General features: G+C 66.3%; 23 protein-coding genes. 17 read left to right on the top strand and 6 right to left on the bottom strand.

The annotated features are described in order from the left end of the window. Positions 1–5: 5 nt before the first annotated feature. Positions 6–1,262, top strand: a complete 1,257-nt coding sequence (locus KQH53_04080) for an MFS transporter (protein MCB2225834.1) — start codon at positions 6–8, stop codon at positions 1,260–1,262. A 227-nt stretch (positions 1,263–1,489) separates the two neighbouring features. On the opposite strand, the gene KQH53_04075 is transcribed toward KQH53_04080, so the two are convergent. After that, positions 1,490–2,659, bottom strand: coding sequence for an MFS transporter (locus tag KQH53_04075; protein MCB2225833.1), 1,170 nt, complete (start codon positions 2,657–2,659; stop codon positions 1,490–1,492). A 205-nt stretch (positions 2,660–2,864) separates the two neighbouring features. Here KQH53_04075 and KQH53_04070 point away from each other — a divergent pair, with 205 nt between their 5' ends. Then, the gene (locus KQH53_04070) at positions 2,865–5,981 is read left to right on the top strand and encodes a DUF748 domain-containing protein (protein MCB2225832.1); all 3,117 of its coding nucleotides are present in this window, start codon (positions 2,865–2,867) and stop codon (positions 5,979–5,981) included. Between the two features lie 74 nt (positions 5,982–6,055). Here KQH53_04070 and KQH53_04065 read toward each other — a convergent pair whose 3' ends face one another. Together KQH53_04065 and upp are read right to left on the bottom strand one after the other, a co-directional pair. Continuing rightward, positions 6,056–7,357: a uracil-xanthine permease family protein gene (locus KQH53_04065; protein MCB2225831.1), complete on the bottom strand. Its 1,302-nt coding sequence runs from the start codon at positions 7,355–7,357 to the stop codon at positions 6,056–6,058. Between the two features lie 32 nt (positions 7,358–7,389). Continuing rightward, positions 7,390–8,016: a uracil phosphoribosyltransferase gene (upp, locus tag KQH53_04060; protein MCB2225830.1), complete on the bottom strand. Its 627-nt coding sequence runs from the start codon at positions 8,014–8,016 to the stop codon at positions 7,390–7,392. 168 nt (positions 8,017–8,184) lie between these two features. On the opposite strand from upp, the gene KQH53_04055 reads away from it, so the two are divergent. The 4 genes from KQH53_04055 to KQH53_04040 all read left to right on the top strand — a co-directional run bounded on the left by KQH53_04055 (position 8,185) and on the right by KQH53_04040 (position 11,261). Beyond that, on the top strand, positions 8,185–8,658 hold the full coding sequence (locus tag KQH53_04055; GenBank protein MCB2225829.1) for a hypothetical protein: 474 nt from the start codon (positions 8,185–8,187) through the stop codon (positions 8,656–8,658). 326 nt (positions 8,659–8,984) lie between these two features. Beyond that, positions 8,985–9,422 (top strand): hydrogenase iron-sulfur subunit, encoded by a 438-nt coding sequence (locus KQH53_04050; protein ID MCB2225828.1) that lies wholly within the window; start codon positions 8,985–8,987, stop codon positions 9,420–9,422. Between the two features lie 73 nt (positions 9,423–9,495). Beyond that, positions 9,496–10,830 (top strand): (Fe-S)-binding protein, encoded by a 1,335-nt coding sequence (locus KQH53_04045; protein MCB2225827.1) that lies wholly within the window; start codon positions 9,496–9,498, stop codon positions 10,828–10,830. Between the two features lie 89 nt (positions 10,831–10,919). Next, the gene (locus tag KQH53_04040) at positions 10,920–11,261 is read left to right on the top strand and encodes an IscA/HesB family protein (protein ID MCB2225826.1); all 342 of its coding nucleotides are present in this window, start codon (positions 10,920–10,922) and stop codon (positions 11,259–11,261) included. A gap of 98 nt (positions 11,262–11,359) precedes the next feature. Here the strand turns inward: KQH53_04040 and KQH53_04035 are convergent, their stop codons facing one another. The 3 genes from KQH53_04035 to KQH53_04025 all read right to left on the bottom strand — a co-directional run bounded on the left by KQH53_04035 (position 11,360) and on the right by KQH53_04025 (position 13,012). Then, on the bottom strand, positions 11,360–11,605 hold the full coding sequence (locus KQH53_04035) for a YHS domain-containing protein (protein ID MCB2225825.1): 246 nt from the start codon (positions 11,603–11,605) through the stop codon (positions 11,360–11,362). Between the two features lie 72 nt (positions 11,606–11,677). Continuing rightward, a complete protein-coding gene (locus KQH53_04030; GenBank protein ID MCB2225824.1) occupies positions 11,678–12,016 on the bottom strand; it encodes a hypothetical protein in 339 nt (112 codons plus the stop codon). Positions 12,017–12,268: 252 nt separating this feature from the next. Further along, positions 12,269–13,012 carry a hypothetical protein gene (locus KQH53_04025; protein MCB2225823.1) on the bottom strand — a complete coding sequence of 248 codons (744 nt, stop codon included), beginning with the start codon at positions 13,010–13,012 and terminating at the stop codon, positions 12,269–12,271. A gap of 287 nt (positions 13,013–13,299) precedes the next feature. Between KQH53_04025 and KQH53_04020 the strand changes: the two genes are divergently transcribed. The 11 genes from KQH53_04020 to KQH53_03970 all read left to right on the top strand — a co-directional run bounded on the left by KQH53_04020 (position 13,300) and on the right by KQH53_03970 (position 21,151). Continuing rightward, positions 13,300–13,647 carry a DsrE family protein gene (locus tag KQH53_04020; protein MCB2225822.1) on the top strand — a complete coding sequence of 116 codons (348 nt, stop codon included), beginning with the start codon at positions 13,300–13,302 and terminating at the stop codon, positions 13,645–13,647. Between the two features lie 41 nt (positions 13,648–13,688). Beyond that, a complete protein-coding gene (locus KQH53_04015; protein ID MCB2225821.1) occupies positions 13,689–14,333 on the top strand; it encodes a lactate utilization protein in 645 nt (214 codons plus the stop codon). 217 nt (positions 14,334–14,550) lie between these two features. Beyond that, positions 14,551–15,102 (top strand): DsbA family protein, encoded by a 552-nt coding sequence (locus KQH53_04010; protein ID MCB2225820.1) that lies wholly within the window; start codon positions 14,551–14,553, stop codon positions 15,100–15,102. A gap of 137 nt (positions 15,103–15,239) precedes the next feature. Then, complete coding sequence (locus tag KQH53_04005) at positions 15,240–15,554, top strand: metalloregulator ArsR/SmtB family transcription factor (GenBank protein MCB2225819.1); 315 nt, start codon at positions 15,240–15,242, stop codon at positions 15,552–15,554. 28 nt (positions 15,555–15,582) lie between these two features. After that, positions 15,583–16,125, top strand: a complete 543-nt coding sequence (locus KQH53_04000; GenBank protein ID MCB2225818.1) for a DsrE/DsrF/DrsH-like family protein — start codon at positions 15,583–15,585, stop codon at positions 16,123–16,125. A gap of 149 nt (positions 16,126–16,274) precedes the next feature. Then, the gene (locus KQH53_03995; GenBank protein ID MCB2225817.1) at positions 16,275–17,531 is read left to right on the top strand and encodes an outer membrane protein transport protein; all 1,257 of its coding nucleotides are present in this window, start codon (positions 16,275–16,277) and stop codon (positions 17,529–17,531) included. A 21-nt stretch (positions 17,532–17,552) separates the two neighbouring features. Continuing rightward, positions 17,553–18,014 carry a thioredoxin family protein gene (locus KQH53_03990; protein ID MCB2225816.1) on the top strand — a complete coding sequence of 154 codons (462 nt, stop codon included), beginning with the start codon at positions 17,553–17,555 and terminating at the stop codon, positions 18,012–18,014. 82 nt (positions 18,015–18,096) lie between these two features. Then, positions 18,097–18,543, top strand: a complete 447-nt coding sequence (locus KQH53_03985; GenBank protein ID MCB2225815.1) for a thioredoxin fold domain-containing protein — start codon at positions 18,097–18,099, stop codon at positions 18,541–18,543. 72 nt (positions 18,544–18,615) lie between these two features. Continuing rightward, positions 18,616–19,437, top strand: coding sequence for a potassium channel family protein (locus KQH53_03980; protein ID MCB2225814.1), 822 nt, complete (start codon positions 18,616–18,618; stop codon positions 19,435–19,437). 68 nt (positions 19,438–19,505) lie between these two features. Beyond that, complete coding sequence (locus KQH53_03975; GenBank protein MCB2225813.1) at positions 19,506–20,045, top strand: GNAT family N-acetyltransferase; 540 nt, start codon at positions 19,506–19,508, stop codon at positions 20,043–20,045. Continuing rightward, a complete protein-coding gene (locus tag KQH53_03970; GenBank protein ID MCB2225812.1) occupies positions 20,042–21,151 on the top strand; it encodes a M20/M25/M40 family metallo-hydrolase in 1,110 nt (369 codons plus the stop codon). The genes KQH53_03975 and KQH53_03970 overlap by 4 nt, the downstream gene beginning before the upstream one ends. Positions 21,152–21,245: the final 94 nt, after the last annotated feature.

The raw sequence follows: 21,245 nt of genomic DNA, 5'->3' as shown, positions 1-21,245 counted from the left end.
AACTGATGGCCAAGGCCAAACGCTACCGTTATTTCATCTGCCTGGTCATCTTCCTCAGCTACCTGCTGGTGTTTTTCCACCGCCTCTGCCCGGCGGTGATCGCCCTGGACATCCAGGCCGACTTCGGGCTCAGCGGCACGGTGCTGGGCCTGCTGGGCTCGGCCTACTTCTATCCCTACGCCCTGATGCAGATCCCCACCGGCATCCTGGCCGACTCCTGGGGGCCCCGCAAAACCATCTTCGCCTTTTTCCTGGTGGCCGCCGCCGGTTCGGCCCTCATGGGCCTGGCCCCCAACATGGAGTTGGCCGTGCTGGGCCGGGTGATGGTGGGGGCCGGGGTGGCCACGGTGTTCGTGTGCAACTTCAAGCTGCTCTCACAGTGGTTCAGCCCCGAGCGTTTCCTCACCATGGGCGGGGTGTTCATGGCCGTGGGCGGGGTGGGGGCCCTCACCGCGGGCGCGCCCCTGGCTTTTCTCAGCGATGCCCTGGGCTGGCGGCTCAGCCTGGCCGCGGTGGGCGGCTTCACGGCGGTGATGGCCGCGGCGGTGTGGCTGGTGGTGCGCGACAAGCCCCAGGACATGGGCTGGCCGGCCATCAACCCCACGGCCTCCGAGCCCCCGGCCAAACGGCCGCCCCTGTTGGCGGGCATCAAACAGGTGCTCACCGCCGCGCGCTTCTGGCCCTTGGCCGCGTGGGCCTTTTTCGCCACCGGCCTGTCCTTTGCCATGGGCGGGCTGTGGGGCGGGCCCTACCTGATGCAGGTGCACGGGATGAGCAAGGCCATGGCCGGGGGGATACTCTCCACCTTCTCCCTGTCCCTGCTCATCGGCGCGCCGCTCATCGGGGTGCTGGCCAACCGCTGGGGCCGCAAGCCGGTGCTCATCGGGTGCTCCAGCATCCTGTTTATCTCCTTCGCCATGCTCTATTTCTTCACCGCCGGTCTGCCCCTGTGGCTCTTGTACGTGCTGTACTTCGGCCTGGGCTGCGGGGGCGCGGCCACCGGGCCGGTGATGGCCACGGTGTCCAAGGAGCTCTTTCCCGTGGAGATCGCCGGGGCCTCGGTGGGCATGGTCAACCTGTTCCCCTTCCTGGGCGGGGCCCTGTTTCAGGTGGCCATGGGCGCGGTGCTCTCCTGGGCCGGCGAGGGCGCGGGCGGCGCGCCGGTGGCGGCCTACAAGCTGATGTTCCTGTTCACCACGGCCGGAGCGTTGGCCGCTCTGCTGCTGTCGTTGGTCCTTACCGAAACCAAACCCAGGCGTTAGACCGGCCGGCTGCGCCAGCCACCGGGAAACTTCGTTGCCGGCCTCTCTCGGGCCTCGGCGTATTGCCATATACGCCTGCGGCCCTCGTTCGCCGGACGCCTTGTTAACCGGCGGCTGGCTGTGCCGGGGTTGTCGGTTTTTTCTCAGACCCAAAGAGCGCTAAGACGGAAAAATAAAAAGGGCGGCATCATAGCGATGCCGCCCGAGCTATTTGGAGGGGGTGGGGCCTAGGCGCGGCTGGCCGCGTAGTCCTGGTCGCGCATGGGGATGAACAAGCCCACCGCCGCGCTGATCAGGGGCAACACGGTGACGATGTGCAGCACCGTGGCCACGCCCCAGTGGTCGGCCACCACGCCCATGAGCGCCGCGCCCACCCCGCCCAGGCCCATGGAGAAGCCCACCAGGGCCCCGGACACGGTGCCCGCCCGGTCGGGCAAGAGCTGCTGGCCCATGACGATGACCACCGACCAGGTGGACAAGAGCACCCCGCCCAAGAGGGCCAGCACCACCTGGAACCAAAGCCCGGCGGGCATGAGCTGGAGCAGGACCAGCAGGGGAGAGGTGAGGGCCACGGTGACCACGAAGAAGCGCTTGGGGCCCACCCGTTCGGCCAGGGGCGCCCCGGCCAGGGTGCCCACCACTCCGGCGGCCAGGAAGATGGTGAGCATGGAACCGGCGGCCACCGCGTCGCCGCCCAGCACCTTCACGTAATAGAAAGGCAAAAAGGTGGCCGCGCCCATGTGCACCCAGGCCCGCAGGGTCACCGCGCCCATGAGGATGCCCAGGGGCTTTAGACGGCCCCGGAGCGGCAGGCGCTCGGGCGAGGGGGCCGGGGCGGCGGTCCCGTTCTTGCGGTCCAGGCGGCGCCAATAGGCCCAGAGCAACAGGGCCACGGCGATGCCGGGCAGGGCGAACAGGAGCGAGCCCCCCAGACCCAGCCAGGAGTAGTAGGCCATGATGAGCACCGGGCCCAGGGCCAGGCCCGCGTTGCCCCCCACCATGAACCAGCTCACCCCCACCACCTTGCGCGAGCCGGCCGAGCCAAGCACCCCCTTGAAGGCCTCGGGATGGAAGCTGGCCACCCCCAGGCCCGAGAAGATCACCACCACGATGATGACCCAGTAGGCCGGGGCCAGGCCGATGAAGCCGAAGCTGATCCCGGACAGGGCCACCCCCACGGGCACCAGCCAGCGCAGGTTCCAGCGGTCGGTGAGGTGGCCGAACAGGGGCTGAATCACCGAGGAGGTGAGGTTCATCACCATGATCAGGGCCCCGGCCTGGGCGTAGCTGAGCTGGTGCACCTGCTTGAGCAGGGGCAACAGAGCGGGCAAGGCCCCCTGGGTGGTGTCGGTGGTCAAATGGCCCAGGATGAGCAGGATGAGCGCTTTGGGGTCCATGGCCTCGGTTCCGGGGTGCGGGGTCGACTCGGTCGGGGCGGGGCCGAGCTAGTGCATTTGTACGGCAGAAGTATATAACCGCGGTCAATAGCTTCAAGGCCGCGGGGAAAGGGCTTTTGGCCCGGCGCATGGCTTATAATTGAGAGCAGGGCGGCCGCTCGCCGATTTTTTCCTCTCAACCGGCCGCCCGGGATAGCTGTTGCCCATGAGCCAAAACAAAACCCGCCGTTGGCCCTGGATCACCGGGGCGGTGATACTGCTCCTGCTGGGGCTCTACACCGCCCTGGGCTTCTGGGGCCTGCCTTATCTGATCAAAAGCAAGCTGCCCGCCGCGCTGGAGGCCCAGACCGGGCAAAAGGCCAGCCTGGAGCGGGTGTCCTTCAACCCCTTCACCCTGCGCCTGGAGGCCGACGGCTTCGTGCTGGGGCCGGGCGAGCCCAAGCCCATGATCTCCTTTTCGCGCCTGGTGGTGCGCCTGGACGCGGCCAGCCTGTGGCGCTGGGCCCTGATCTGTTCGGAGGTCACCCTGGAGGAGCCTTTCGTCCAGGTGGTGCTCCGGCCCGACGGCTCCCTGAACCTGGCCGAGCTGGCCCCCAAGGAAGCGGCCCCGGCCCCGGCCCCGGCCAAGGAAAGCAAGGAGCCCTTCCCCTTCCTGCTGCGCAAGCTGAAGCTGGCCAAGGGCAGCCTGTGGTTTTTGCGCCAGCGCAAGGACCACCCCGGCCGCCTGCGGGTGATCCCCATCAACCTGGAGCTGACCGACCTCTCCACCATGCCCGAGCTCTGCGGCCTGCCCAAGGACTGCGGCCCCTTCAACCTGACCGCGGCCAGCGCCCAGAACGAGCGCCTGGTGTGGCGGGGCAGGCTGGGCCTTAGCCCCCTGGCCTCCAGCGGGCGGGTGAGCCTGGAAGGTTGGAAGCTGGCCACCCTCTACGAGCTGGCCCCCGAGGCGGCCGAGCTGATCGCCGCGCCCCGGGGCACGGTGGATCTCAGCGCCAAATACGAGATGTCCTGGGACGACGGCAGGCTCAAGCTGGCCCTGGACCCGCTCAAGCTGAGCGTTCGCCAGCTGGGCCTGACCCCCGTGGACGGCGGCCCGGGCCTTAGCCTGGAGGGCCTGAGCGCCGGGGGCAAGCTGAGCTTGAGCCAAGCCGACGGTAAGCCCAAGCTGAGCCTGAGCGGGCTCACGGCCTCGCTGGACAAGCTGGCCCTGGGGGCCGAGGGCGGGGAGCCGCTGGCCACCCTGAAGAGCCTGGAGGCAAGCGGGGGCAGCCTGGACCTGGCCTCGCGCGTGTTCAGCCTGGAGAGCCTCAAGCTTTCCGGCGGCCGCGCCCTGGCGGTGATGGGCAAGGACGGCAAGCTCAACTGGAGCGGCCTGGCCAAGCCCCGGCCCGCCGCCGAGGCGGCACCCGCCAAGGAAGCACCGGTCAAGGCCGCGCCCGGCTGGCGCTTCAATCTGAAGCGGGCCTCCCTGGACGGCTACGAGCTGGTCTTCGAGGACCAGCGCGGCGAAGAACCCGCCAAGCTGGAGGTGCAGCACCTCTCCCTGGGCCTGGAGGGCCCCGCCTGGCCCATGGACGGGGCCTGGCCCTTTAGCCTTCGGGCCGAGCTGGTCAGCGGAGGCAAGCTCTCGGCCAAGGGCAAGCTCATTTCCCTGGCCCCGGACCTGGAGGCCGACTACGAGCTGGATGCGATCGACCTGAAGGCCTTGCAGCCCTACCTGGCCCGCGCGGCCCGGGCCCGGCTGGTCGAGGGCCGGTTCTCCAGCCAGGGGAGGGTGCTGGTGGGCAAACCCGCCCGGGGCAAGGGCCTGGTGCTGGAGGCGCGGGCCTCGCTGAGCCGCCTGAGCCTGCGGGCCCAGACCAGCCAGGACGAGCTGTTGGGCCTAGCGCAGTTTTCCACCCCGGCCCTCAGGCTGGAGCTGACCCCGCCCAGCCTGAGCATGGAGCGGGCCGACTTGCAGGAGCCGCGCCTCAAGGTGGTGATCGGCCCCAAGGGCGAGATCAACCTCTTGCAGGTGATCAAGCGCGGCAAAGACGCCGAGGCCGGAGGCGAGAAGCAAAAGACCAAGGACAAACAGCCGCCCGCCTTTGCCTATCAGCTGGGGGTGGTGCACATCAGCCGGGGCCAGCTGGACTACACCGACTTGAGCCTGGAGCCCAAGTTCTCCTCCCTGGTGCGCGAGCTGCGGGGCAGCGCCCGCGACGTGGGCAACCAGGTGTCCTCGCCCATGCCGCTTCGCCTGCGCGGGCGGGTGGACCGCTACGGCCAGGCCGAGATCGCCGGGCGGCTGTTGCCCCTGGCCCCGGGCAGCCGCTCGCACCTCAAGATGAACTTCGAGAACCTGGACCTGCACCATCTGAGCCCCTATGCCGCCAAGTTCGCGGGCTGGCGCATCAAGGAGGGCAAGCTCTACCTGGAGATGGACTACCGTTTGGCAGGGGAGCGCCTGGTGGGCGAAAACCAGGTGCTGATCAAGAACCTGGTCCTGGGCGACAAGATCGACCAGCCCGGCGCGCCCAACCTGCCCCTGGACCTGGCCGTGGCCCTTTTGAAGGACTCGCAGGGGCGCATCCAGATGGCGGTGCCCATCAGCGGCGACCTGAGCGACCCCCAGGTCTCGGTGGGAGGGCTCATCGCCACCGCCCTGGCCAACGTGGTGAGCAAGGTGATCACCGCGCCCTTCTCCTGGCTGGCCGGGCTGGTGGGGGCCTCGGGCGAGGATCTGGGCCGGGTGGATTTCGACCCGGGCAGCTTCCGCGTCTCCCCGCCCCAGGAAGAGAAGCTGGCCAAGCTGGCCCAGGCCATGGACAAGCGGCCCCAGGTCAAGCTGGCCATCGCCGGAGGCTACAGCCCGGTGCTGGACGCCCCGGCCCTCAAGCGGCGGGCCCTGGTGGCCGAGCTGACCAAGATGAGTGGCCAAGGCGAGGCCGGGCGCACCCAGCTTCGGGTGTCCTGGAGCAGCCCGGCGGTGGGGCGGGTCATCGAAGCGCTCTACCTGAAGCGCTACTCCCGCCTGGATTTGGACCAGCTCAAGCGCCGGGTGGCGGCCAGCCCCACCCGGAGCGGCAAGCAGCGCAGCGGGCAGCAGCTGGCCGCGGCCCAACACCGGGCCATGTTCCGCGCCCTGCTGGCCAAACAGCCCCTGGACCCGGCCAAACTGAGCGCCCTGGGCCAGGAGCGGGCCTCGGCGGCGGCCAAGCTGCTCACCAAGCGCTACAAGCTCTCCCCCGCGCGCCTGAGCATCAAGCCGCCCCAGGAAGAGCCGCCCAACCAGGACAAGACCGTGCCCAGCAAGCTGAGCCTGGACGTGGAGCAGCAATAAAGCACCCCGCCTGAAAAAAAAGGCCGGGCCCCCCTGTCTGGGGGGCCCGGCTTTTTGGTTGTCGGCGCTGGGGCCTAATCCATGAGCACCCTTTCGGGCTGCTTTTCGGCCATGCGGTCGCACAAGGCGGCGTCGGCCTCCTTGCGCCCGGGCAAGACCAGGTTCAAGACCACGCCCAGCACCCCGGCCAGGCCGATGCCGGCCAGCTTGAAGCTGCCCAGGGGCAGGGCCATGCCGCCGGTGCCGAAGATGACGATCAGGGCCACGATGGTCAGGTTTCTGGGGTGCATGAGGTCGTGTCCGGCGCGCACCAGGGTGTTGATGCCCACCACCATGATGGCCCCGAACAACAGCACCATGATCCCGCCCATGACTGGCACGGGGATGGTGAGCAAGAAGGCGCCCAGCTTGCCCACGAAGGCCAGGGCCACGGCCACCACGGCCGCCCAGGTCATGATGGCCGGGTTGAAGGCCCTGGTCAGGGCCACCGCGCCGGTGACCTCGCTGTAAGTGGTGTTGGGCGGGCCGCCTAGGAAAGCCGCCAGGCTGGTGGCCAGGCCGTCGCCCAGCATGGTGTTCTTGATGCCCGGCTCCTTCAGGTAGTCGCGCCCGGTGATGCCCCCGATGGCCAGGATGTCGCCGAAGTGCTCGATGGCCGGCGCGATGGCGATGGGCACGATGTAGAGGATCGCCTCCAGGTTCCAGGTTGGCATTACGAAATCCGGCACCGCTAGCCAGGGCGCGGCCTTGAGGCCCGCGAAGTTGACCAGGCCCAAAATGAGCGAGAGGCCGTAGCCCGCCCCGATGCCGATGAGGATGGGCACCAGCTTGAGCCAGCCCTTGGCCAACAGCGACACCCCGATGGTCACCGCCAGGGAGAACAGGCTGATGATCAGGGCCAGGTTTTGGGGATAGAGCGCCTTGGCCCCGTCGCCGGTCTTGCCCAGGGCCATGTTCACCGCCACCGGGGCCAGGATCAGGCCGATGACCATGATCACCGGGCCGGTGACCACTGGCGGCAGGATGCGCTGGAGTATCTGCACTCCGCCCACGCGCACCACCAGGCTGATGATCACATAGAGCCCGCCGGCTGCGGCCAGGCCGCACATGGTTCCCGGCACCCCCCAGGTCTGGGTGCCGTAGATGATAGGGGCGATGAAGGCGAAGGAGCTGGCCAGGAACACCGGCACCTTGCCCTTGGTGATTATCTGGAAGAGAAGGGTGCCCACCCCGGCGGTGAACAGGGCCACGTTGGGGTTGAGGCCGGTGAGCAGGGGAACCAGCACCAGGGCCCCGAAGGCCACAAAGAGCATCTGGGCCCCCAGGATCGCCCCCTTGGCGGAAAACTTGTAGTCCGGGCTGGAAAAGTGGCTCATGGGCTCTCCTTATATAGATGGCCGTGGGGGGCCTATTTGGTGCCGAAGATCTTGTCGCCCGCGTCGCCCAGGCCGGGCAGGATGTAGCCGTTCTCGTCCAAACGCTCGTCCACCGCCGCGGTGTAGATCTCCACCTCCGGGTGGGCCGCCTCCACCGCCGCGATGCCCTCGGGCGCGGCCACCAGGAAGATGCCCCGGATCTTGTCCGCCCCCGCCTGTTTGAGCAGGTCGATGGTGGCGATGAGGGTGCCGCCGGTGGCCAGCATGGGGTCCAGGATCAGGGCCATGCGGTGCTTCATGTGCTTGGCCAGCTTCACGTAGTACTGCACCGGCTTGAGCGTCTCTTCGTTGCGGTAGAAGCCCACCACGCTCACCTTGGCCCCGGGGATCATGTCCAGCACCCCGTCCATGAGCCCCAGCCCGGCCCTGAGGATGGGCACCACGGTGATCTTCTTGCCCTTTATCTCCTCCACCTCCACCTTGCCCGCCCATCCCTTGATGGTCTTGGGCTCGGTGGTCAGGTCCTTGGTGGCCTCGTAGGTGAGCAGCATGCTTATCTCGCTGGCCAGGGCCCGGAAGCTGGAGGTGGACAGGTCGTGCTTGCGCAGGATGCCCAGCTTATGACGCACCAGGGGATGATCAACCACGATTACCGGCAAGGGGGCCTCCTTTGGGGCGGGATTAGAGGTCGGCTAACCATTTCTAATGGGCCGGGGCCGGGCGGTCAACCCGGATTTTGGCGGCGGCGGGCCGCGTGGCCCACAAAGGCCTTGCCCCGGGGCCGCGCCTCGTGCTTTGTTGGCTCAGTCGAGCAACCCGGAGGCACCATGAGCATCAATAGCGTCCTGGAGATAGCCCGCTGGGCGGGAGTGGGGCTGGGGGTGTTCCTGGCCCACCTCTGGGGCGGCACGCCTCAGGCCCAGTTCAGCCTGGTCTGCTTCTGGACCGTGCTCCCCGTGGCCGGGCTCACCGGCCTGGAGAGCCTTTTCCTGGGCCGCGCGGCCTCGGAGCAGTCGGGCTACGGGGGCGGGGGAGGGGCCTACCAACGCCAGTCGGGCCTGAACAACCTGGCCCTGGCCCTGGCCTGCGTGTTGGCCTATGCCCTGGGCTGGGGCACCTTGGCCCAGGCCGCCCTGATGAGCACCCTCTTGATCTTCCTGTGCCTTTCGGCGGCAAACCACGCCTGGAGCGCCCTACGCGAAGGCAACCCGCGCCCTAAGAACCTCCTGCGCCCCCTGCTCACCGTATTGCTGGTGGCCATCACCCTGCCTTACCTGATCGCCGCCCTGGCCGCCGGATAACCCGCCCCACTAAATCCCCGGTGCATCGGTATTTTCGGGGGGTTGAGTAATCACCTAATAGTTATTACCTATTTGACACCCGCTCCCCCCAAGGCTAGCTTTGGCTATCTGTAAACTAACAGGCGCCGTAGCATGAGATTTCTATTGGGATTCACCTGAGCAACGCCCTGGCCAGCCGCCCGGTTCCGGCCGGCAGGTGGGTTCCATGGCTCCTGATGCTCTCTACTTCCCCCTCCATGCCCACCCGCCAAAAGGCCATTCCAGCGCGGCTCGCCGTCGGCGGGCGGTCCGCTCCCCCGGATGCGCTTCCCTTGGGAGGTGGGCGTATGCCCGACAATTTCGAGCCCCAGATACTGGCCTATTGCTGCCAGTGGTGTTCCTATGCCGCCGCCGACCTGGCGGGGAGCATGCGTCTGCAATACCCGGCCAACGTGCGCATCATCCGGGTGCCCTGCACCGGCAGGGTGGACCTGCTCTACATGCTCCGGGCTATCGAGGACGGGGCGGACGGGGTGTTTCTCTCCGGCTGCCTCTTGGACGATTGCCACTACGTGAACGGCAACTACAAGGCCGTGAAGCGGGTGAAAGAGGGCAAGAAGATCCTGGAGCAGATCGGGGTGGAGCCCGAGCGCCTGGAGATGTTCTTCAATTCCTCGGCCATGGGGCCCCAGTTCGCCCAGACCTGCAACGACTTCACCCAACGCATCCGCCAGCTGGGGCCTCTGTACCCCCCGGCGGAGCAGGCGGCCGCCGCGGCGGGATAACCCCCCCGGGCGCGGCCCATTGCCATGCAAGAATTTTCGCGGGGCTCCGGCCCCCAGCCAAGGTAGGTGATTGATGAGCCAAGCCCAAGCCATTCGACCCAAAAAGCTGCCCCAAGAGGCCTTTGAAAAGCTCAACGGGGCCAACCTGAACCTCTGCCTGACCTGCGGCACCTGCTCCGGCGGCTGCCCCATCACCGGGGACCCGGCCGAGGACATCCAGGGCTGGGACACCCGCAAGGTGATCCGCATGCTGGCCCTGGGCATGATCGACGAGGTGGTGGAGAGCCGCTTCCCCTGGCTGTGCACCGGCTGCGGCCGCTGCGCCGCCGCCTGCCCCATGGGCCTGGACATGCCGGCCATCTTCGGCTACATGAAGCATCTGCGCCCCCGCGACGAGGTGCCGGGCATCCTGCACAAGGGCGTGGAAAACGTGCTCAAGACCGGCAACAACATGGCCATCCCCCGCGATGACTATCTTTTCACCATGGCCGACATGGGGGTGGAGATGGCCGAGGACTGCTGCCCCGGCTTCTACGTGCCGGTGGACCGCCAGGACGCGGACATCCTGTTCTTCCCCAACTCCAAGGAGGTCTTCGGCGACTTCGAGGACATGTATTGGTGGTGGAAGATCTTCTACGCGGCCAAGGAAAAGTGGACCATCCCCAGCGAAAACTGGGAGGCGGTGGACTGGGGCCTGTTCACGGGCAACTACGAGGCCACCCAGATCCTGGCCCAGCGCAAGATCGACATGATGAAGAAGTTCAACATCAAGCGCATGATCATGCCCGACTGCGGGGGCGGCTCCTACGGCTGCCGCAACGGCATGAAGATGTGCCAGTTCGACGACCCCGACAACTCCATCGATTTCATCTATCTCTACGACTACCTGATGGAGGTCATCAAGTCGGGACGCATCAAGCTGGACAAGAGCGTGTACGCGGACAAGACCTTTACCTGGCACGACTCCTGTAAGCACGGCCGCGAGCTGGAGAGCCACTTCGGCCACGGCTTCTTCGAGGAGCCCCGCTGGATCATCCAGCAGTGCACCGACAACTTCGTGGACATGGAGCCCAACCGCATGAACGGCAACTGCTGCGGCGCCGGCGGTGGCATGTGGCCCATGCCCTATGACGACGACAGCGCCTGGCACGGCCGCAAGAAGTACGAGTCCATCAAGGAAAGCGGGGCCAACGTGGTGGTGGTGGCCTGCTCCAACTGCCACGATCAGCTCATGAAGCGGATACCCAAGTACTATGACGACTACCCCTACGAGGTGATGTATCTGTGGCAGCTGGTGGCCGACTGCCTGGTCATCGATCCTTGGACCCCCGAGGAGATCGCCCAGGGCGAGGCCGAGGCCGAGGCCCAGTGGGAGCGCCTGGGGGTGGACCTGGACATGGAATTTTAGCCTAACTCTAGCGCCCGGGTTGCACATGTCGCTTCTTGGCCTTATGTTTTAGCGACATGAGCTACTACTAACGAAAGGCATCTTGAACCATGATGGAAATGACCCCCGAGGCCAGCCAGGCCCTCAAGACGGTTATGGCCGAAAAAAACCTCGAGCCCCCCATCCGCATCTTCATGCAGAGTGGTTGCGGCGGCGCGCAGTTGGCCCTGGGCGTGGACCAGGCCCGTGACGGCGACGAGACCTATGCGGTGGACGGCGTGGACTTCGTGATCCAGAAGGATCTGGCCGATACCGTGGGCGACGTGAAGTTGGACTTCATCAACGAGGACAACCAGCAGGGCTTCCTGCTCACCAGCGCCAACCCCCTTCCCCAGCCCGAGAGCTGCGGGACCGGCGGCGGCTGCGGTGACGGCTGCTGCGGCGCCTGCTAGACGCATCAGAGCGTAACGCATTCGGGGAGAGGGCCAAGGCCCTCTCCCCTCTTTTTGTGGGGCCGCGCGGGCCCGCGTCTTTTTTTATTAAGCCCCGCCTAATGGCAGTGGGCCCCGCCCTCGCCGAACTCCTTGTCGTTGGCCCGGGCGAGGCGGTCCAGGAAGCGGCCCCACCAGCCCTTGGGCTGGGCGCAGCAGGGTTCGGACAGGAATTTGTCGCGGCAGCCCGGGGCGCAGAAGAAGTACACACGCCCCTCGCGCTGGGCCACCAGCTCGGTGTGGCGGGTGTCCACCGGCATATTGCACACCGGACAGGGCTCGGTGCTGCGGATGGTCTGAGTCATGGGCGGCCTCCTTGGCAAAAGAGGGGAGGGGGGGCCCAGGCCCGCAGGCCCGGACCCCCGGGGTAAGGCTTGTTATTCCAGGCTGTCGGCCGGGGGAGCCGGGGTCACCGGGCCTCGGGGGGCCGGAGCCGGGCCGTAACCCGGGCCGTAGCCCTGGGGCTGCTGGCCGCTCCAGGCCTGCCAGCCGGGGCAGTTGGCCGGGCCGTAGCCGGGAGCCGCGCCGTTCGGGCCGTAGCCCTGGGCATAACCCTGGCCATAGCCCATGTGGTAGCCGGGCTGCATCATGTGGCCGCCGCCCCAACCGTGGCCGTAGCCGCCGCCCATCATGCCGAACCCGCCCCAGGCCATGGCGCCGGCGGCCAAGCCGAGGGTGAGCACTCCAGCCAGTAGGAAGATCATTGCGCGTCTCATGCCATCTCTCCAGTGAGGGGTGTTGGTTGCCCCTCATTCATTGCAGACCGCGTGCCACCTAATTTCAAAATAAGCACCCCAGCTTTCAACGGCTACTAAATCAATAGGTTATAAATTTATTTTTATTTCGGCCTGGTTATGGCGCCTGACTGGCAGTGGGAAGCTTTTTCGCACTCCAAGGGCGAGGCGCGGAGAATTTTCGCGGGGCAGGGGAAAGGGCCGTGGCGGGGCGGCCCGGTTGCGGCTTGGGGCCTAGCCCCGGGGGCGGGCGCGGCGGTCGCGGCGGTCGCCGTCCCGGCGCTTGCCCTCCTGGTCCTTGGGGGCCTTCTGCTTGCTATGGCGGCGCTCGGGTTGGGGCTTGGCCTTGGGCCTGGCCTGGGCCTTGCGTTCCGGGGCCCTGGGCGCGGCGCGGTTGGGCTTGCGTACTTCGCGCCGGGGCTGGGGCTTAGGCCTGGCCTGGGCCTTGCGTTCCGGGGCCCTGGGTGCGGCGCGGTTGGGCTTGCGTACTTCGCGCCGGGGCTGGGGCTTAGTCCTGGCCTGGGCCCTGCGGTTCGGGGCCCTGGTGGCGGCCCGGTCGGGCTTGCGGATCTCGCGCTTGGGCTGGGGCTTGGCTTGGGTATGGCGGACCGGAGGCTTGGGCCTGGCCTGGGCCTTGCGCTCCGGGCTCTTGGGGGCGGTTCGGTTCGGCTTATGGACTTGGCGCTGGGGCTTGGGCTGCTCTCGCGCCACCTGGCCCGGGGCCGGAGGCGGGCTGTTGTCGCCCCGGCGGTTGTCGGGCCGGGCCTTGCGTGGCGGGGGCTTGGGGGTGGGCCGGTAGTCGCGGCGGTCATCGCGGTGGTGGTCGTGGCGGGGCTGGGGATTGTAGTACACCGGGGGGCCTCCCCCGTAGCCGGAGCGGTAGGGGCGGTGATGGAAGCAGCCGCTCAGGGAGGCGAGGGCAACGGCCAGCCCGAGGAGCAAGAGCAGGGTGAGGGCGGTTCGGGGAGGGTGTGGCATGGTGGGCCTCCTGGCAAAGGGTTGGGGGTCCTGAGCTCCAGGTTTTGCAGCCGCCGTGCCACCCCGGCCGTGGTGAGAAATAAAGATAATAAGACGCGTAATTTCAAACCATTGCACAAAACATCTATTCAATAGAATAGTGAAGGGCTCTCGCCGGGCGCATAGCAATTACCCGGCCGGGCGGCGGGCGGGAAGATTTTTCCCGGCCAGGTAGCCGAAACTACAATTCGCCCGGCCCACCGCTGGCATAATAGGGGATATCATCCAACAACTCGGGAGAGAGACGCATGAGCACGGAAAAAGACACCCTGGTTATCATCTGGACCAGCCGCGACCGCGAGGTAGCCAAAAACATGGTCTTCATGTACGCCAAGAACTCGCGCCTCAAGGGCTGGTGGCCCAAGGTGCGCCTGGTGGTGTGGGGGCCCTCGGCCTCGCTCATCGCCGAGGACGCCGAGCTGCAGGCCGAGCTGGAGGCGCTCAAGGAGGCGGGGGTGGAGCTCTTGGCCTGCCGGGCCTGCGCCGACCGCTACGGGGTCAGCGAGCGCTTGGAGTCGCTGGGCATCGAGGTGATCTACATGGGCCAGCCACTGACCGGCTACTTGCAAAGCGGGCTGCCGGTGCTAACTTTTTAGGAGCTTTTTAAACCATATCAGCATAGCTAGCAGGAGGTGACATGGACGCGCATCAGAAGGCCTGGAACGAAAAGGTGGCCGCCGGGATCATCGGTTGGCTGGAAAAACGCCGCATGGAGGGCAGCTACGCCCCGGACGGCGCGGCGGCCAAGGCCAAGGTGCTCGAGTTCATCAAGCCCGGCCAGAAGGTCTTCCGCTGCGGCTCCATGACCACCGGCGAGCTGGGCCTGTGGGAGGCCATCGCCGCCGTGGAGGACGTGGAGGTGATCGACCCCTACCAGCCCGGCCTGGAGCCCGCCCAGGGCATGGCCCTGCGGCGCCAGGGCCTCACCGCCGACGTGATGGTGGCCTCCTCCAACGCCATCACCCTGGACGGCCGTTTGGTGAACCTGGACGGCATGGGCAACCGGGTGGCGGCCATGGCCTTCGGCCCGGCCAAGGTGGTGTTGGTGGTGGGCATGAACAAGGTGGCCCCGGACCTGGAGAGCGCCATGGCCCGGGTGAAGCACTACGCCGCCCCGGTGAACGCCGCGCGCATCAACTGCGAGACCCCCTGCACCATCAACGGCCTCTGCGCCGACTGTAGGGCGCCAAAGCGCATCTGCAACTTCTGGAGCATCACCGAGGGCTCCATGGTCCCGGGCCGCACCCACGTGATCCTGGTGGGCGAGGAACTGGGCTACTAATTATATGGCTTCGGCTGGGGCGGCCATCCGCCCCAGCCGCGCACCCTTCAAGCGCCCTCGTTTCTTCGGGCGGTCCGCTTCCGGTTTGCCCCGCCTCCCTTATCGCGATACATTATTAAATGAACCGCCATCCATAGGAGGCCCCATGCTTGAGCCCCTTGCCATCGAGGTATTCTCGGACTACATCTGACCCTGGTGCTATTTCTGTACCGGGCGTATAGAACGGCTTCAGGCGGAGGAGGGCGTGACCGTCAAGTGGATCGCCTTCCCCCTGCACCCCGAGACCCCGCCCCAGGGCCAGAGCCTGGAGCAGCTCTTTGCCGGCAGCGGCAAGGACATCCCGGCCATGATGGAGCGCCTCCGGGCCGCGGCCAACGCCGAGGGCCTTCCCCTGGGCAACCGCACCACGACCTTCAACAGCCGCCGCGCCCAAGAGCTGGGCAAGTACGCCGAGGCCCAGGGCGTGGGCCCGGCCTACCACGACGCAGCTTTCCGCGCCTATTTCGCCGACGGGCTCAACCTGTGGGACATAGAGGTGTTGGCCGGGCTGGCCGCCAAGGCGGGCCTGGACCCGGCCAAGGCGGTTGAGGTTGTGGAATCGGGAGCTTACGCCAAGGCGATAGACGCGGACTGGGAATTCGCCCGATCCTTGGGGATCAGCGCGGTGCCCACCTTCGTGTGCAACGGCCGGGGTCTGGTGGGGGCACAGCCCTATCCCGAGCTCAAGCGCCTGGTGCGGGGCGCCCAGAGCGGGGGCATTTTCCTCTAACAAATAGTTGTTTCAGGCCTATTCTCCAATGAGAATATAGGTATAGGGATTATGGTAGATATCTTTTTAGTTGCATATATTAATATTGCCATATAAGAATAGTGCAAAATAAAAGTTAAAGTTAGGGAGAGGGGTTGATGGACGATAACTTCCTCAACGAGGCGGCCGAAATGTTCAAGGTGATGGGTCACCCGCTGCGCATCCGAATCGCCCAGTGCCTGGAGCCGGGAGAGCTCAACGTGGGAGGGATCAGCCAGGCCATCGGGGCCACCCAGTCGGCCACCAGCCAGCACCTCAAGGCCATGCGTATGCGCGGGTTGCTCGATGCCCGGCGCGAAGGGGCTTGCATGTACTACAGCATCGCCCGGCCCGAAATTTACAAGATAATTCAATGCGTCCGCGAAACCGCGGCACGTTCCCAGGATGCCAAACAAGTGGTGGACGGCCGCTGAGCCGTCCACGCGAGGGGAGGTTGTTAACATGGATCAGGAGATTCAGAGCTACATCGACGAGGCGGTGCAAAAAGCCGTAGGCTCCCAACTGGAGTCGGCCCTCAAGAAAAATTCCAAAGCGGCGATCATTGCCTCCAAGGGCAGCCTGGACATGGCCTATCCGCCTCTGATCCTGGCCACCACCTGCGCGGCCCTGGACATTCCCTGCCAGGTCTTCTTCACCTTTTACGGCCTGGACATTCTGAACAAGAAAAAGAACCACAAGCTGGGCGTGCCCCCGGTGGGCAACCCGGCCATGCCCGTGCCGGTGCCCAACATCATCGGCATGTTGCCGGGCATGACCGCCATGGCCACCAAGATGATGAACGGCTGGATGGGCAAGGTGGGCGTGCCCAGCATTCCCGAGCTGCTGGAGATGTGCGTCGAGACCGAGGTGGACCTGATCGCTTGCCAGATGACCATGGACGTGATGGGCGTCAAGCGCGAGGATCTCATCGATGACATCGACCTGGGAGGGGCAGCCACCTTCCTGAACTATGCCACCGGCTGCAACATCACCTTATTCGTATAAAGGCGCTATCGGGCGGCGGGCCGGTTCCCGCCGCCCGAAACATATAAGGAGGGGCCCGGCGGCTAGGCCGGGCCGGAGGAACCGGAGGGGCAAATGGGCGGTTCCTATAACTCGACTTAACTCATGGGAGTAGTACGAAAGGAATCGACATGAAAAAGGTTTTGGGAGCCTTTCTGGCCTTGGCCATGGTGCTGGCCGTACCCGGCATGGCCCTGGCCACCAACGGCATGAACATGATCGGCACCGGCGCGGTGTCCTCGGGCATGGGCGGGGCCGACGTGGCCGTGCCCGCCGGCTGCACCGCCATCGCGGGCAACCCGGCCCAGCTGGCCACCACCTGTAACCGGGTGGTGAGCGTGGGCGGCGCGCTGCTCAACCCCCAGATGCAGGTGGACATGCCCTACGCCTCGGCGGTGGACAACGAGTTCCAGGTCTTCCCCCTGCCTTTCGCGGGCTATGCCCAGCGCATCGGCACCAGCCGCTGGTCCTGGGGCGTGGGCATCTTCGCCCAGGGCGGCATGGGCGTGGATTTCCAGAACGTGAAGAACTTCCAGGGAGCCAACGACAGCCTGTACTCCCAGGTGGCCTTCATGCGCCTGGCCCCCACCGTGGCCTATAACGTGACCAACAGCCTGACTCTAGGCGTCACCGCCTTTGCCGGCTACGCCTCCATCGACTACGACTTCTTCCCCAACGGGGTGCAGGGCCAGCACGTCACCGGCCTGAACTCCTTCACCATCGCCGGCCGCTTCGGGGCCAACTACCAGATCAACGAGCAGTGGGCCATCGGCGCCACCTACACCAGCGAAAGCTCCCTGGACTTCGACGACGGCGAGATGCGCTTCAACTTCGGTCCCGGCCTGGGCCAGGTCACCTACAGGGACGCCAAGATGGACAACTTCACCTGGCCCCGTCAGGTGGAGTTCGGGGTGAGCTTCCGGCCCACCACCAAATGGCTCTTCGCCTTTGACGTGAGCTGGGTCAACTGGGCCAGCGCCATCCAGACCGTGACCGTTACCGCCTCCAACCCCAGCACCCCGGTGCCCGCGGGCTACCAGAACCTCAGCGTGCCCTTCATCATGGACTGGAAAGACCAGTGGGTCTTCGCCCTGGGCGCCCAGTACGAGATCAACGACATGTGGACCGTGCGGGCCGGCTATAACTACGGCCAGAACCCGGTGCCCGACAACACCCTGAACCCCCTGTTCCCGGCCATCGTGGAGCACCACCTTACCGGCGGCTTCACCTTCTCCTACGGCGATTGGGACTTCGACTTCGCCTTGGAGCACGCTTTCAGCAACAGCCAGACCAACACCGGCGCGCCCAGCCCCACCAACCCCTTCGCGGGCACCGAGGTGAGCCACTATCAGGACACGGTGCACTTCATGGTTTCCTGGCGCTTCTAGGAGCATTGACGAGGAGAGGCGATGAGACGGCGCAACGGCATAGCTTTCCTGGCGGCCCTGGCCGTGTTGGCCCTGGGCCTGACGGCCGCCCCGGCCCTGGCCGGGGGCGTGCATTGGTTGGATTACCAGGCCGGGGTGGCGGCCCAGCAGAAAGCGGCCAAGCCCATGCTGGTCTACTTCCACCTGCCCTACTGCTACCGCTGCAAGGAAATGAAACGCAAGACCTACAGCCAGGCGGGGGTGATCAAGCGTCTCAACGCCGGCTTCGTCCCGGTCAAGGTGGACCTGGAAAAGGCCCCCGCCTTGGGTAAGAAGTTCAACACCGACTACACCCCCAGCTACATCTTTTTTGACGCTGGGGGCAAGGAGGTGTTCCGGACCAAGGGCGTCTTTGGTCCGGAGCGCTTCCTGAAGCTGCTTTCTTACGTTTCCAGCAAGGCCTACCAAAGCCAAACCTGGGACTCGTACCGGAAAAGCGACTGATCCGGTGCGCGCTTCCTTTAGTCTCCTTGCCCCCCCGGTCCTTCCCGGCTCACCCCCCCTCGCAGCCGGGAGGGGCCGGCGGGTGGCTTTTTGCCTCTTGCTCCTGGTCCTGATCTGCCTGGCCGCTCCGGCCACGGCCCAGGAGCCCTCGCTCCTCAAGTGGCAGAGCCACGCCGCGGTGATGCGCCCCGGCCGCCAGGTGGCCAAGCCGGTGCTCATCTACTTTTCCGCCCCATGGTGCTACCTCTGCCGCAAGATGCAGCGCCTGGTCTTCCCGGACCCGGCGGTCTCGGCCCTGATGAGTTCCAAGTTCGACCTGGTCATGGTGGACATCAGCGAGGAAGAGAAGGTGGGCGAGCAATACGCCATCAAGCAGGTGCCCACCATGGTTTTCCTGAGCCCGGCGGGCAAGCCGGTGCTCAGGCTCACCGGCTATCTGGACCGCAAGCGCCTGACCCAGGCCATGCGCTTCGTGGCCGACGGCGCCTACCAGACCCAGGACTGGGAGTCCTACAAGGACCGCGACTAGCCCGCCTACCGGGGCCGCCCCGGCTTTGCTAAGATGATAAGCACCGGTGCCTAATGCCGGCGAGGAGCGGCCATGGACGACATCACCTTCCGTTTGCGCATATTCCTGGTGGCCATGCTGGCCGTGCTCCTGGTGGGCACGGTGGGCTTCACCCTGGCCGAGGGCCTGCCCCTCTACGACGCCATCTACTTCTCCATAGTGACCATCACCACCGTGGGCTACGGCGACATCTCGCCCCACACCGAGGCCGGCAAGGTTCTGGCCCTGTTTCTCATCGTGGGCGGGGTGGGCACCTTCATGGGAGTGGTGGCCAACGCCACCGAGATGCTGCTCAGCCGCCGGGAGCGCCAGGCCCAGCTGGCCAAGCTCTACGTGGTGGAGGGCATCTTCTTCTCCGAGCTGGGCTCGGAGCTGCTCATGGCCATCGTGGCCGGCGACCCGGACAGCGGCGAGCTGGCCGAGGAGCTCAAGCTGAAGGCCGACTGGAAGCCCGCCGACTTCGCCCACCTGGAGGCCAAGCTGGCCTCCCATGCCTATGAGATCGACGCGGACCAGGTGGACCTGGAGGGCATCAGCAACCTGCTCAGCACCCACAGCGACCTCTTGCTGCGCCTGTTGGAAAACCCCTTCATCACCGAGAAGGACTCTTTCACCGAGTGCCTGCGCGCGGTGTTCCACTTGAAGGACGAGCTATACCACCGGCCTTTCCTGCACCCGCTGCCCCCCACCGACCGGGCCCATTTGGGCGGGGACCTGAAGCGGGTCTACAGGCTGTTGGTAATGCAGTGGCTCATCTACGTCAGCCACCTCAGCGAGCGCCATCCTTATCTCTTTTCCCTGGCGGTGCGCCTGAATCCCTTCGACCCCTCGCGCGACCCGGTGGTGCGGGCCTGATCTTGTCCTTGTGTTTCCTTGCGCTACAATAGGGCCTAAGCGCCAACCAACACGGAGCATTTTACATCGTGCCCTACCGCATGGGTGAAAACGGCGAACACCACCGGCGGATCGCGGTCGAGGTCCGCACCATGGAGATCGACGACCTGGCCCCGGTGTTCCATTTGGGCGAGGAGCTGTTCACCGCCGAGGACGTGCCCAACCTCTACCGCACCTGGGACGAGTTCGAGGTGGTGGGCCTGTTCACCGCGGACACCGAGTTCTGCCTGGTGGCCGAGGAGGAGCAGAGCGGCGCCATGATGGGCTTCGCCCTGGGCACCACCATCACCAAGAGCGGCACCGCCTGGAAGTACGGTCATCTGGTGTGGATGGGGGTGGACCCGGCCTGGCAGGCCCACCAGGTGGGCACCCGCCTGTTCACCACCCTCAGGGAGCGCTATCTGGAGGCCGGGGTGCGCATCATGATGGTGGACACCGAGGCCGACAACCTGCCGGCCATCCGCTTTTTCCGCAAGCTGGGCTTCGGCAAGCCCTCGGAGCATCTCTACATGAGCCTGAACCTCTCGGGCCAACGCGCTCACGTACGCAACGGGCGGGAGGAAAAATGAACCACTCCCCGGTAAACCCCGAGCGTCTGCGCGGCCTGCTCAAGGACATGCTCGACATCTACAGCCCCTCGGGCAAGGAGGAGGACCTCACCGAGTTCTTGCAGGGGTGGCTGGCCAAGCGGGGCCTGCCGGTGGAGCGCCAGGAGGTGGACGAGGAGCGGGACAACCTGGTGGTGGCCCTGGGCGGCGAAGAAGCCGAGCTGGCCCTCATCGGCCACATCGACACCGTGACCGCCCACGAGCTGGAGGACTTCGGCTATGCCCAGGAGGGCGACCGGGTCACCGGCCTGGGCGCGGCGGACATGAAGGGCGGCTGCGCGGCCATGCTGGAGGCGGTGGCCTGCCTCTGGGAGCAGGGGATGCGCGAGCTGCCCCTGACCCTGGCCCTGGTGGTGGGCGAGGAAGAGGCCGGCGACGGGGCCGAGGCCTTGGTGAACCAGTACCGCTTCCCCTGGGCCGTGGTGGGCGAGCCCACCCGTCTCCAGCCCTGCCTGGACAACTACGGCTATCTGGAGCTGAACCTGAGCACCCGGGGCGAGCGCCGCCACGCCTCCCTGGGCGGAGGCCGCCAGGCGGTGGAGGACATGCTGCGCTTGCTGCTGACCCTCACCGCGTTCCTTCAGAACAAGCGCCCCGAGCTTATCTACAACATCCGCGACCTCTACAGCAGCGGCGGCGGCTTCGTGGTGCCCGAGGGCTGCGAGGCCTGGCTGGACCTGCACCTGCCGCCCTCGGCGCCCATCAGCGAGGTGGCGGTGGAGATCGAGGAACTGGTGGCCCGGGAGCGGGCCGCGGACGACGGCCTGGAGGCCCGCCTGGACTTCGAGACCATGCAGGCGGGCTATTCCCTGCCCGAGCGGGGTCCGGTGGTGGCCGCGCTCAAGGACTCCCTGGCCGGCATGGGCCGCCCCTGGCTGCCCGGCGCCTTCCGCAGCCACTCCGACGCCAACCAGCTCTGGGCGGCGGGGGTCAAGCCCATCATCCTGGGCCCCGGCTCCCTGGAGGCGGCCCACCGCCCCGAGGAGTGGGTCTCCTTCGGCCAGGTGCTCTCGGCTGCGGAGCTCTACTACCGCATGGGCCTGGCCCTGGCGGGCCAAACCGCCTAGGCCCCTGCTAGGATTAAAAAAACTTCTCGCACCGCCGCCCGGGTGGGCTTTATATTAAGGAATAAAGAACAGGAATTGTTTGCACCAGCCGGCT

The sequence above is a fragment of the Desulfarculaceae bacterium genome (assembly GCA_020444545.1).
Classification (GTDB): domain Bacteria; phylum Desulfobacterota; class Desulfarculia; order Desulfarculales; family Desulfarculaceae; genus Desulfoferula.
Note: the sequence above shows the minus strand (reverse complement) of the source record. Positions and strands in the feature narration are given on the sequence as shown.